The following is a 12917-nucleotide window of genomic DNA, read 5'->3' as shown; positions in this document are numbered from 1 at the left end:
TGAATGTTGATTTCTAGTCTTTGACTAGTTCGTTCTTTAAAAATTTGGGTATGTGATAGAAAGATAGACTGAACGTTACTTTCACTGGTAACGGATCAGGCTAAGGTAAAATTTGTGAGTTCTCTTAATTGAGAAATTCGAATTTTCGGCGAATGTCGTCTTCATAGTATAACCAGATTGCTTGGGGTTATATGGTCAAGTGAAGAAGCGCATACGGTGGATGCCTTGGCAGTCAGAGGCGATGAAAGACGTGGTAGCCTGCGAAAAGCTTCGGGGAGTCGGCAAACAGACTTTGATCCGGAGATGTCTGAATGGGGGAACCCAGCCATCATAAGATGGTTATCTTGTACTGAATACATAGGTGCAAGAGGCGAACCAGGGGAACTGAAACATCTAAGTACCCTGAGGAAAAGAAATCAACCGAGATTCCCTTAGTAGTGGCGAGCGAACGGGGACTAGCCCTTAAGTGGCTTTGAGATTAGCGGAACGCTCTGGAAAGTGCGGCCATAGTGGGTGATAGCCCTGTACGCGAAAATCTCTTAGTCATGAAATCGAGTAGGACGGAGCACGAGAAACTTTGTCTGAATATGGGGGACCATCCTCCAAGGCTAAATACTACTGACTGACCGATAGTGAACTAGTACCGTGAGGGAAAGGCGAAAAGAACCCCGGAGAGGGGAGTGAAATAGATCCTGAAACCGTATGCGTACAAGCAGTGGGAGCCCACTTTGTTGGGTGACTGCGTACCTTTTGTATAATGGGTCAGCGACTTATTTTCAGTGGCGAGCTTAACCGAATAGGGGAGGCGTAGCGAAAGCGAGTCTTAATAGGGCGTCTAGTCGCTGGGAATAGACCCGAAACCGGGCGATCTATCCATGGGCAGGTTGAAGGTTGGGTAACACTAACTGGAGGACCGAACCGACTACCGTTGAAAAGTTAGCGGATGACCTGTGGATCGGAGTGAAAGGCTAATCAAGCTCGGAGATAGCTGGTTCTCCTCGAAAGCTATTTAGGTAGCGCCTCATGTATCACTGTAGGGGGTAGAGCACTGTTTCGGCTAGGGGGTCATCCCGACTTACCAAACCGATGCAAACTCCGAATACCTACAAGTGCCGAGCATGGGAGACACACGGCGGGTGCTAACGTCCGTCGTGAAAAGGGAAACAACCCAGACCGTCAGCTAAGGTCCCAAAGTTATGGTTAAGTGGGAAACGATGTGGGAAGGCTTAGACAGCTAGGAGGTTGGCTTAGAAGCAGCCACCCTTTAAAGAAAGCGTAATAGCTCACTAGTCGAGTCGGCCTGCGCGGAAGATGTAACGGGGCTCAAACCATACACCGAAGCTACGGGTATCACGTAAGTGATGCGGTAGAGGAGCGTTCTGTAAGCCTGTGAAGGTGAGTTGAGAAGCTTGCTGGAGGTATCAGAAGTGCGAATGCTGACATGAGTAACGATAATGGGTGTGAAAAACACCCACGCCGAAAGACCAAGGTTTCCTGCGCAACGTTAATCGACGCAGGGTTAGTCGGTCCCTAAGGCGAGGCTGAAAAGCGTAGTCGATGGAAAACAGGTTAATATTCCTGTACTTCTGGTTATTGCGATGGAGGGACGGAGAAGGCTAGGCCAGCTTGGCGTTGGTTGTCCAAGTTTAAGGTGGTAGGCTGGAATCTTAGGTAAATCCGGGATTCTAAGGCCGAGAGCTGATGACGAGTTACCTTTTAGGTAACGAAGTGGTTGATGCCATGCTTCCAAGAAAAGCTTCTAAGCTTCAGGTAACCAGGAACCGTACCCCAAACCGACACAGGTGGTTGGGTAGAGAATACCAAGGCGCTTGAGAGAACTCGGGTGAAGGAACTAGGCAAAATGGCACCGTAACTTCGGGAGAAGGTGCGCCGGTGAGGGTGAAGGACTTGCTCCGTAAGCTCATGCCGGTCGAAGATACCAGGCCGCTGCGACTGTTTATTAAAAACACAGCACTCTGCAAACACGAAAGTGGACGTATAGGGTGTGACGCCTGCCCGGTGCCGGAAGGTTAATTGATGGGGTTAGCTAACGCGAAGCTCTTGATCGAAGCCCCGGTAAACGGCGGCCGTAACTATAACGGTCCTAAGGTAGCGAAATTCCTTGTCGGGTAAGTTCCGACCTGCACGAATGGCGTAACGATGGCGGCGCTGTCTCCACCCGAGACTCAGTGAAATTGAAATCGCTGTGAAGATGCAGTGTATCCGCGGCTAGACGGAAAGACCCCGTGAACCTTTACTATAGCTTTGCACTGGACTTTGAATTTGCTTGTGTAGGATAGGTGGGAGGCTTTGAAGCGTGGACGCCAGTCTGCGTGGAGCCATCCTTGAAATACCACCCTGGCAACTTTGAGGTTCTAACTCAGGTCCGTTATCCGGATCGAGGACAGTGTATGGTGGGTAGTTTGACTGGGGCGGTCTCCTCCTAAAGAGTAACGGAGGAGTACGAAGGTGCGCTCAGACCGGTCGGAAATCGGTCGTAGAGTATAAAGGCAAAAGCGCGCTTGACTGCGAGACAGACACGTCGAGCAGGTACGAAAGTAGGTCTTAGTGATCCGGTGGTTCTGTATGGAAGGGCCATCGCTCAACGGATAAAAGGTACTCCGGGGATAACAGGCTGATACCGCCCAAGAGTTCATATCGACGGCGGTGTTTGGCACCTCGATGTCGGCTCATCACATCCTGGGGCTGAAGCCGGTCCCAAGGGTATGGCTGTTCGCCATTTAAAGTGGTACGCGAGCTGGGTTTAGAACGTCGTGAGACAGTTCGGTCCCTATCTGCCGTGGACGTTTGAGATTTGAGAGGGGCTGCTCCTAGTACGAGAGGACCGGAGTGGACGAACCTCTGGTGTTCCGGTTGTCACGCCAGTGGCATTGCCGGGTAGCTATGTTCGGAATAGATAACCGCTGAAAGCATCTAAGCGGGAAACTAGCCTCAAGATGAGATCTCACTGGAACCTTGAGTTCCCTGAAGGGCCGTCGAAGACTACGACGTTGATAGGTTGGGTGTGTAAGCGCTGTGAGGCGTTGAGCTAACCAATACTAATTGCCCGTGAGGCTTGACCATATAACACCCAAGCAATTTGACTACTCTAACGAGCATCAGATTGCGGTGTGTGAAGACGAAAATGAACCGAAAGTTCGACGCTCACAAAACACCGAGATCTATCACCTACCCAATTTGCTGAAGCGAGGCCAACTGGCCGCGACTCAGTACCCGAATTTCTTGACGACCATAGAGCATTGGAACCACCTGATCCCATCCCGAACTCAGCAGTGAAACGATGCATCGCCGATGGTAGTGTGGGGTTTCCCCATGTGAGAGTAGGTCATCGTCAAGATTAAATTCCAAAACCCCTGTCTGCTAACGCAGACAGGGGTTTCGTTTATGTAGAAGCTCATGAATTTCACCGGCACGTTGCCAACGCAACGGTCTGGTACACAGAATTTCTTGACGACCATAGAGCATTGGAACCACCTGATCCCATCCCGAACTCAGCAGTGAAACGATGCATCGCCGATGGTAGTGTGGGGTTTCCCCATGTGAGAGTAGGTCATCGTCAAGATTGAATTCCGAAACCCCTGTCTGCTAACGCAGACAGGGGTTTTGTCGTTTAGGGCAGCCCATCACAGCCAATCTGCCTTACCCCTACCGCCTGTCGGTTTCCTACGCTAAAAGAAGATGCTTCTCACAAATTCCTAAGATTTGTCGAAGCTTGGCCGAAAGCCTGACGAGCCATGCGTGCACCGAAATAGAGCGACCGCAGAGTCCGCCTATCCCGTTACATGGAATGTTCCACTCGGCACGCTCACCCCCCTTTGGCAAAAGAAGTCGATGAAATGAATCTCAAGTTCAGTCATAAAATTCTGTTGGCCGCGTCAGGCGTCGTGGTTTTAGCCTTCGCGTTATTCACGCTCTACAACGACTACCTGCAACGCAGCACCATCAGGCAAAACCTGACATCGTCCATCCAGCAATCCGGCGAGCTCACTGCCAGCAGTGTGCAGAACTGGCTCAGTGGTCGCATCCTGGTCCTCGAGAACCTGGCGCAAAACGTTGCCCACCAGGGCAGCGCTGCCGACCTCCCAGGTTTGGTCGATCAACCAGCGTTCACCAGCAACTTCCAGTTCACCTATGTGGGACAAGCCAACGGGGTATTCACCCAGCGCCCTGACGCGAAGATGCCTGACGACTACGACCCTCGTCAGCGCCCTTGGTACAAGCAAGCAGTACTTGCGGACAAAACCATGCTTACTCCGCCTTATATGGCGGCTGTGGGCGGTCAGATCGTGACAATTGCCATGCCGGTGAAAAAGAACGGCGATTTGTTGGGTGTTGTTGGTGGTGACCTGAGCCTGCAGACACTGGTGAAGATCATCAACTCGGTAGACTTCGGTGGCATTGGCCATGCGTTCCTGGTCAGCGGCGATGGCCAGGTCATTGTCAGTCCAGACCAGGACCAGGTGATGAAGAACCTCAAGGACATCTACCCTGGCACCAACGTGCGCATTGAGAAGCTCAATCAGGACGTCGTACTCAAAGGACAGGATCGCATCCTCTCTTTCACGCCTATCAGCGGCTTGCCAGGCGCTGACTGGTACATAGGCCTGTCGATCGACAAAGAAAAAGCCTATGCCCCGCTGGGCAAATTCCGTACTTCGGCCTTGATTGCGATGTTGATCGCCGTTGTGGCCATTGCGGTGCTCCTGAGCCTGTTGATTCAAGTACTGTTGCGCCCGCTGACCACCATGGGCGTGGCCATGCAGGACATTGCCCAAGGCGAAGGTGATTTGACCCGACGCCTCGACGTGACCAGCAAGGATGAGTTCGGCGAGGTCGGCAGTGCATTCAACCAGTTCGTCGAGCGAATCCACGCGTCGATTTCCGAAGTGTCTTCGGCAACGCGCCAGGTGCACGATTTGTCCCAGCGTGTGATGGCTTCATCGAATGCGTCGATCATCGGTTCTGACGAACAGAGCGCGCGTACCAACAGCGTTGCCGCAGCCATCAACGAACTGGGCGCTGCCACTCAGGAAATCGCGCGTAACGCCGCTGACGCGTCCCAGCACGCCAGTGGTGCCAGCGAACAAGCCGACGATGGTCGTAAAGTGGTGGAGCAAACTATCCAGGCGATGTCCGAGTTGTCGCAGAAGATCAGCCTGTCCTGCACCCAGATCGAAACCCTTAATGCCAGTACCGACAACATCGGGCACATCCTGGATGTGATCAAAGGCATTTCCCAGCAAACCAACTTGCTCGCCCTCAACGCGGCGATCGAAGCGGCCCGTGCTGGTGAAGCCGGGCGTGGTTTTGCCGTGGTGGCGGATGAAGTGCGTAATTTGGCGCACCGTACCCAGGAGTCGGCAGAGGAAATCCACAAGATGATCACTTCGCTGCAAGTGGGCTCGCGTGAAGCTGTGACCACCATGAACGCCAGCCAGGCTTCCAGCGAAGAAAGTGTTGAAGTCGCCAACCAGGCAGGTGAGCGCTTGGTCAGCGTGACGCAACGTATCGTTGAGATTGATGGCATGAACCAATCCGTCGCGGCCGCGACTGAAGAGCAGACCGCAGTGGTCGAAACCCTCAACGTCGATATCAACCAAATCAACCTCTTGAACCAGCAAGGTGTGGCCAACCTCAACGAGACGCTCAAGGACTGCGATGCGCTGTCCCAGCAGGCCAGCCGATTGAAGCAATTGGTCGATAGCTTCAAGATTTGATTCTGACTGCATCGGAGCGAGGCCTCTCGCTCCGACTGTTTTGCCCTGCGTCCACGGTGCTATTCAGAGGAAGTTGATAGCGCTCAGGTAGTCGCAGCCTTTGCGTAACAGCGCCTGGCTCTTGGGTGGATAGCACATCCCCATTTTTTCCAAGCCCCACCGGGCATTGTCGTAACGGATCATCGATGTATCACCGATGTCTTCGCCCAGTCCGTCCAGGTAAAAGCCCAGCACCCCGAACAGTGCGTTATCGCGACTTACGTTGCGCAACGCCCGTTGCCAGTGTTCAACGCTGACTCGGTCAAAAACGTGCCCAGCCTCGCTGAAGGCATCAAGGTACTGATCCCAATTCAAGGGCTGCGGATTGTGCAAGTTGAACACGTTTCGCTCGGTGTCAAAATGAGCGCTATGGAAGACGATGAAACGCGCCAGGAAGTCCACCGGCATCAGATCGAAATTGGCGTCCAGTCGCGGGACGAGCCCCAATTGCAGAGACCCCTTGAGCATCAACAGCAAGCGGTTTTTCTGTGGCTGACAAACACCGTTCTGGCTGTTGAAGCTGATATTCCCCGGGCGATGAATATTAACCCAGGCCCCTTGCTCGACTGCTCGTCCTAATAGCCGCTCGGCGACCCACTTGGAGAGGTTGTAGCCGTTTTTCACGTAGAGCGGCAGTGTGCGCTGGGCTGGCGCTTCAAGTACGTAGCCATCGACGTCCACGCTGCTGCAGGCTGACAGCGTCGAGATGAAATTGAGGACCTTCTTGCAGTGGGTCTCGCAAAGACGCAGGCACTCCAGCAGAGGTTCGACGTTGTCCTTGGCGAGTGAGGCGTAATCCATCACATGATTGACCTGCGCGGCGTTATGCACCACCACGCCGTAATGACGGGCGAGGTGCTCGTACACATCGTCGGCCAAGCCCAGGCGGGGTTTACGAATATCAGCGGCGTATACCTGCACTCGGCTCAGGTCCAGATGTTCCAAGCGGTATTCACGCAATGCCTGGGCGAACCTTGCCGCCGCCGAATGGCCGGGCAACTCACGCACCAGGCACGCCACGTCCTGCGCTCCGCCAGTCAGCAGTGCCTGGACGATATGCACCCCGACAAAGCTGTTCGCGCCAGTGACGATGGCTTTGCGCGAATCTCCCGCAAGGGCCTCGGGCAGCACTTCGACCGCCAGTGCTCGCGTCGCGTCTTGCTCCATCTGGTTGGACTGGGTATCCGGCAGCGTGCCGCCATCCATGAGTGCGGCCAATGTGCGAATGGTCGGTGTCTCAAAAAAGGGGCTCAGGCAGAAGCTTCGGCCAAACTGCTCGCGCAGGCGTAGCAACAGGGTCGACAACAGGATGGAGTGGCCACCGAGGTTGAAAAAACTTTCATCGATCGAGAGGTCGCCAGCGGGTAATCCCAACAGTTCACCCCACAGGTCAGCCAGTTGTGCCTGCAAAGGGTCTTGTACGCGGCAGCGGCTCACCTCGACGGGTGTGGGTATTGGCATGGCCAGTAAGGCTTTGCGATCGATCTTGCCGTTATCCGAACGGGGCATGCCTGCCAGCTCGCTCCAGGCGCTTGGCTGCATGTGCACGGGCAACCATTGCCGAGAGTGTTCCTTCAGGCTTGCCAGCGTAGCGCCAGGTTCTGGCCGGGCGGCAAACCCGATGACTCTGTGTGCCGCATCGATCACTACTGCCACTTGGCGAAACAAGCGACTGTCGCGCAAGCACTGCTCAATATCCTGGGGCTGAACTCGAAAACCGCGAATCTTGACTTGTTCATCTCGGCGGCCACCCAGTTCGATGCCCTCTTGCGTCCATTTCGCCAAGTCGCCGCTACGATAAGCCTGTAGCACATGCCCATTTGGCAGTGTCAGCGCCACAAACGGATTGTCGACCGGAGACAGTGCATTGGAATAACCCAGGCTTACGCCTGGGCCGACAATGTACAAGTCGCCCATCACCTGTTCATCCACGGGCTGCAGGTTCTCGTCGAGAATCAGCACCTGGCTGTTGGCAATGGGGAGGCCGATATTGCGATGGCTGTCACCTTCTTGGAACACGCGATGGGTTGCCAACACAGTGGCCTCGGTCGGCCCATAGAGGTTATGCAGTTGGCATTGACCGGCCAGTTGTTCGATCACGCAGGGCTCGCAGAAATCACCTCCGGTCAGCAGATGAGACATTCCTAACGGCTGATCCAGCGGCAGGATACTGAGCAGCGCCGGTGGCACGAACCCATGCGTGACGCGTTGCTGGCGAATCAGCTCTACCAGTTGCTGAGGGTCGTGACGTTGGTCTGCACTGGGGACAATCAACTCGGCGCCGGCGATCAAGGCCGGGAAAATATCGATCAGTGACGAATCAAAGCCCAGCGACGAAAACTGCAGGACGCGGCTGTGTTGATCCAACGCCACGCGCCTGACGAGCCAGGCCGTGAAATGCGCCAGGTTGTATTGGCTAAGCAGTACCCCCTTAGGCTGGCCCGTCGTACCCGAGGTGAACAGTGCCACGCAGGGCTCGTCGGCACCGGGACGATGGCGCATCAGCGGTTGCGTCATGTCGGCGCTATGCGCGGCGATCTGGCTCACATCCAGTGAAACGAAACGCTCTCGCAGCGGGTGCTGGCCATTCTCCAGCAGCACACAAGCCTTGAGGCTGGTCAGCATGCAGTGCTGGCGTTGCTGCGGGTGGTCCGGCACCAACGGCAAATACACGGCGCCACAGCCAAGCACCGCAAGAATGCTGGCGTACAGCTCGGCGGATTTCTCCAAGCATACGCCGACTACTCGGGGTGACTCGGCACTCTCCAGCAGGGGAAGCAGGCGTTGTTGGATTGCCATGGCTTTTTGCTCGAGCTGCCGATAAGTCAGCACGTGACCGGCGATGTTCAGCGCGGTTCGATGCGCGAAGGTATGAAGGCTGGCCTGCAGCCGTTCGATCATGGGCGTCCGGGCCGCGTGCAGTAAGGCAGGGTCTGCCGTGTGGTTGAACCGGTGCATGAAAGCCAAGGCATCCAGCTCTTGCAGACTCTGTTCAGGCCAGGCGTTAGCAGTGGCCGTTGCCGAGAAATAAGCGGGGTCTCTTGAGAAACCGCAGACCAACAAAGCAGCGCACTCCACCAATGCATCCGTTGCCTGCTGGCGCAACCGCTGCCCATTGCCGCTGGGCTCCTCGGCAACGTCTTGCACAGCCTGCAGGCGCCGCTCGCGGTCATAGCAGCGCAACTGTAGTGAGGGTAGCCCGTGTTCGCAGAGTGGGCCGATACCCACGCGCAAGCTTAACCAAGGTGCACTGGTGGGCGAGGGCGGCAGCCGCTGACTCCCGTCGTCAATCACCAGGTCGACAGACCCCGTTCCTGCCACATGCCCATATTGCTCCAGCTCCTGCTTGAGCGCCTCCAGAGCTTTACTGGTGCCCCGCCACTCGATCTGCAAGCGCCTCATGCCAACCTCCTCGATACGGGCAGGTAGTCGCTCAGGGCTCGTGCCACGCTAGGGGTTTGCAGGACACCGCTGTGGTGCAGAAAGCCCATGATATTGGCCACCAGCGGATGTTGATGGGTGATGGGAAAGTCCAGCGCCTGGATTTCATCGCGCAGTGCCAGGCGAGCGTCGGCACTGATAACCAAGTGTTCGATCAGTTGCAAATCGAAGTCTTTCTGTAGGTCGTTGGTCAGGTAGTGCGTCAGGAACACGGGCAGGGCTTGAGCAATGTGGTCGCGAGCTTGCGAGCTTGCCGATTGCCAGTAGAGACGCACCAACTGTGTCCAGAACCGCGCATGCCGCCCTTCATCAAACAGATGATCGGCCATCAGGCCGCGGACAGAGGATTTGACGCTGCCGTCTTTGGAAAACGCTGCGACGTCATGGGTGACGGTGTTCTCGGCGATGGCGACGCCGATCAACTCAACGGCATCGTGCAAATATACTGGTACCTGCGCCTGGGCTGCCGGCAGCGCGCGGCCCAATTCAATTTTCCCGGGTAGATCAAGCGGTTGGATTCCGGTCATCTCCACGGCTTGCTGCAGGAAATCCAGCGCGACCAGCGCGTGGTAATCCTCGTCGACAACGACCGTCATCGCGTCGTAGCGGCAGGCGAGGGGGAAGGGCAGGGAGAAGCGATTTTTAGCGATGCTGCGCGCGGTTTTGTCGACGATCTCGGTTTCGAAAATCACCACGTCATTGATGAATTTATAAAAGCTTTGCACCAGTACGAAGTCGCGCCATTGTGGGCAGTGCTTGAGAAAGGTTGCACTCAGCACCAGAGGCTGGCGGCACAGGGGGAAGATGAGTTTGTCGTCGTCTTCCAACATCCGCCGGGGGCGTGTGCGGATGGTTGCGCGACGCTCCCAGTCATCGGCAAAGGATTGGTAGTGGGCGGCGTTCACGGGCGTACCTCTTGCATCGAGGCCAGTACGTCGTCCCAGAGGGTAATACGACTCTCCACGGCGCCCAGGGCGGTGTTATCGGCCTCTCGCTGACGGCTGGGGTCTGCTTCGATCAGGCGCTGTAGCAACTGATGCGCTGCAGGCCCGTGATCATCGCTGTCCATATCGATATGGCGGCTGAGGTAGTGACATAACGTAGGGGCCTGCCGACCTATGAAAACATGGCTATGCAAAAGCCTCTCGAACATCGACGGAATCACACTCTCGCGGCCATGCAGGAACGCCGCTGCCACACAGTGGGTCGGGGCGCTCAATGCGATTTGCAAGGTGCTGTCGACGAAGCGGGCCACGCCCTGGGGCGCACCGATCATTTGCAACGCTGCGCTTACCTCCACTCCCTGGCTTTGCAACTCGATAAAGCGGGTGATTGCGACAGTGCTGGCGCCCACTTCCGTCATGGCGTCCAGGTACAGCTCGAAGTGGCTGCAATAGCCCCGTGTCGGGTGCTCGTCCGACTCTTCCGCCAATACGATTTCATTGATCAGGCGGGCAGCGTGCGGGTCAGCGCAGGGGAGCCAGGGCAGTTGCGTGCAGGTCAGGTCCTGTTGCAGGCGTTTGGTCAGGCTCATGAAGTCCCACACGGCAAATACATGGTATTGCATAAAGTGTTGTAACTTGCCAAGGGTGGTTGTTTCTATAAATAACGGGTGGCCGAAAAGTTTTTGTTTTTTTTGCTCAAGTAAATATTGATGCATGGTTGACGCCTATAGTTGTTGCGAGTGCTGTAAAAGCAGTGTTGGAATATTATAGTTGTGGATGTAAGAGTAACTTGGCCACGATCACGTGCACGACGCTGCCTTTTAAGTAGGCGGTCGCAGCGGTTTGGGAAAGCGGAGCTTGCTAGGCGAAGATAGTAAGCTGATTGAATGTTTGAACCGGTATACAAATGTATTAAAGGACTTTGCGGGTATTTATATGTGCGGTAAGTTGCCCGGATATAGGTGGGATTTTTCCGTGCACTAAGTCAGCGTTAATTGTCCTTTAGTTGATTTTTTTAATATTTCTGACGGAGCAACAATCCTGATAGGGAAGTTGCTCCGTCACATAAGTATTAAGGGCTCAGGCGAAAAACCGACTACACGGCTTTTTTGTCGGCGCTCTCAAGGCCCCTGAGGTAGGTCGCGATTACCTCCATGCCACGCATCAAGTGATTACGCAGCGTCAGGATGCTCTCCTCGACCCTCTTCTGTGCCACCAGGCTCAGCAGTTCGCGGTGATCCTCCTGGGAAGTCTCGCCCAGCCCCATCGCTTCAAGGTTGAAGCGCAGGAAGCGCTCCTCCTCGTTCAACCCGTGCTCGACCAGAGTGAGTAGCCGCTGGTTGGGCGCCTTGCCATACAACACCATGTGGAACAGGCGATTGAGCCGACCAATCTCGGTGTAGTCTTTTTCGCTTTCCAGTGCATTGATACAGGCCTCGGCTTGAGCAAGGTCCGCGTCGGTGAGCAACGGAATCGACAGGCGCAGGGCTTCGGACTCCAGCAGCATGCGCAAGGCATAGGTCTCAGCCGAATTGTCCTCGATCAAGGGGGCAACGACGGCGCCCTTGTGAGTCACCACATGCAGCAAGGATTGCGCCTCCAGCTGGCGCAAGGCTTCGCGCACGGGCATGCGGCTGACGCCGAACAGGCTGGCCAGTTCTTGCTGGCGCATGGCGGTGCCACAGGGCAGTCGCCCATCGAGGATGGCATTACGCAAGGTTTCTTCAATAACCGAGCGCGCAAGATGGGCGGGAATAGGCCCGCTGATTTTGATGCTGCTTAATGGGTTCGGCTTCTGCGTCACGGTTGCGCTATCCTCCCTTTTTGAATAATAGATTGGCTAATTGGATCCAAAGAACACTAAAGATGGGCCAAGCGCTTGTCAAACAGCCAAAGTTTCCGTTTGTAAGGGCTTACACAGCATACTTTGTGTCTCTCACAAGGGGCGGTTATAAAACGCGGCTCCCGCGAATGATTGCACTGTGCCATTGTTTTTTGTAGGGCCAGGCTTCACCATTCCTTGAAATTCCGTCTCTTTCATGGACTGAACACTTTGGCGGTAAGTTTTATTCCCTATCGACTGCTTTGCTGGCTTTTATCAGCAATTTTACTGGCTGGCCTGATGCTTGGCGGGCTGCGTGCCGATTGGGATTTCTCGCAGATCAGCCGCAAGGCCACCGCCGTCTACGGGCCGTTGGGCCAAGGCCAGCAGCGTATCGACGCCTGGCAGCGGCTATTGGCGAGCGAAAAACAGGTCAGCGAGCAGGACCAGCTCAAGGTCGTCAATTTGTTCTTCAACAAGCAAATGACCTACGTGGAAGACATCGATCTCTGGCACGTTGTCGATTATTGGGAGACACCCGTCGAAGCACTCTGGAAAGGTGCCGGTGACTGCGAAGACTACGCCATCGCAAAGTATTTCAGTTTGCGTCATCTGGGGGTGTCCAGCGACAAACTGCGCATTACCTACGTCAAGGCCCTGCGGCAGAATCGAGCGCACATGGTCCTGACCTATTACTCGACCCCCGACGCCGTACCACTGGTGCTCGACAGCCTGATGGATGAGATCCTGCCGGCCACCCGTCGCACCGATCTGGTCCCGGTGTACTCATTCAACGCCGAGGGGCTGTACTTGCCCGGTGCCAAGGGCAACAAGAAAGTCGGTGATACCAAACGCCTGTCGCGCTGGCAGGATGTGTTGAGAAAAATGCGTGCGGAAGGCTTTCCAGCCGAGCCTGCCAACTAGGAGTAACTG

Annotated in this window: 6 protein-coding genes and 3 rRNA genes; 5 read left to right on the top strand and 4 right to left on the bottom strand. The window is 55.4% G+C overall.

Translation table 11 applies throughout. The features are described from left to right. The first annotated feature begins 193 nt into the window (after nt 1–193). From CRN80_RS07820 to CRN80_RS07805, 4 genes are all read left to right on the top strand, one after another. Nucleotides 194–3084: ribosomal RNA gene (locus tag CRN80_RS07820) — 23S ribosomal RNA — on the top strand. Between the two features lie 158 nt (nt 3085–3242). Then, nucleotides 3243–3358, top strand: a 5S ribosomal RNA gene (gene rrf / locus CRN80_RS07815). 109 nt (nt 3359–3467) lie between these two features. Beyond that, nucleotides 3468–3583, top strand: a 5S ribosomal RNA gene (gene rrf / locus CRN80_RS07810). 274 nt (nt 3584–3857) lie between these two features. Continuing rightward, complete coding sequence (locus tag CRN80_RS07805; protein WP_098949907.1) at nt 3858–5738, top strand: methyl-accepting chemotaxis protein; 1881 nt, start codon at nt 3858–3860, stop codon at nt 5736–5738. 63 nt (nt 5739–5801) lie between these two features. Here the strand turns inward: CRN80_RS07805 and CRN80_RS07800 are convergent, their stop codons facing one another. The 4 genes from CRN80_RS07800 to CRN80_RS07785 form a co-directional block, all read right to left on the bottom strand. Next, on the bottom strand, nt 5802–9179 hold the full coding sequence (locus CRN80_RS07800; RefSeq protein WP_098949906.1) for an amino acid adenylation domain-containing protein: 3378 nt from the start codon (nt 9177–9179) through the stop codon (nt 5802–5804). Then, nucleotides 9176–10123, bottom strand: coding sequence for a diiron oxygenase (locus CRN80_RS07795; RefSeq protein WP_098949905.1), 948 nt, complete (start codon nt 10121–10123; stop codon nt 9176–9178). Before CRN80_RS07795 ends, CRN80_RS07800 begins: the two co-directional genes overlap by 4 nt. Further along, nucleotides 10120–10878: a DUF3050 domain-containing protein gene (locus CRN80_RS07790; protein ID WP_098949904.1), complete on the bottom strand. Its 759-nt coding sequence runs from the start codon at nt 10876–10878 to the stop codon at nt 10120–10122. Before CRN80_RS07790 ends, CRN80_RS07795 begins: the two co-directional genes overlap by 4 nt. Before the next feature lie 380 nt (nt 10879–11258). Continuing rightward, the gene (locus CRN80_RS07785; protein WP_032894258.1) at nt 11259–11966 is read right to left on the bottom strand and encodes a GntR family transcriptional regulator; all 708 of its coding nucleotides are present in this window, start codon (nt 11964–11966) and stop codon (nt 11259–11261) included. 318 nt (nt 11967–12284) lie between these two features. Between CRN80_RS07785 and lapG the strand changes: the two genes are divergently transcribed. Beyond that, nucleotides 12285–12908, top strand: coding sequence for a cysteine protease LapG (lapG, locus tag CRN80_RS07780; protein WP_019819857.1), 624 nt, complete (start codon nt 12285–12287; stop codon nt 12906–12908). Nucleotides 12909–12917: the final 9 nt, after the last annotated feature.

This window comes from Pseudomonas sp. FDAARGOS_380, from assembly GCF_002591235.1.
Classification (GTDB): domain Bacteria; phylum Pseudomonadota; class Gammaproteobacteria; order Pseudomonadales; family Pseudomonadaceae; genus Aquipseudomonas; species Aquipseudomonas salmasensis.
This window is presented reverse-complemented; position numbering and strand designations above follow the sequence as displayed.

Coding starts and splice junctions, on each gene's coding strand:
- CRN80_RS07805 (WP_098949907.1), top strand. CDS start 3,858: ATGAATCTCAAGTTCAGTCATAAAATTCTGTTGGCCGCGTCAGGCGTC.
- CRN80_RS07800 (WP_098949906.1), bottom strand. CDS start 9,179: ATGAGGCGCTTGCAGATCGAGTGGCGGGGCACCAGTAAAGCTCTGGAG.
- CRN80_RS07790 (WP_098949904.1), bottom strand. CDS start 10,878: ATGCATCAATATTTACTTGAGCAAAAAAAACAAAAACTTTTCGGCCAC.
- lapG (WP_019819857.1), top strand. CDS start 12,285: ATGCTTGGCGGGCTGCGTGCCGATTGGGATTTCTCGCAGATCAGCCGC.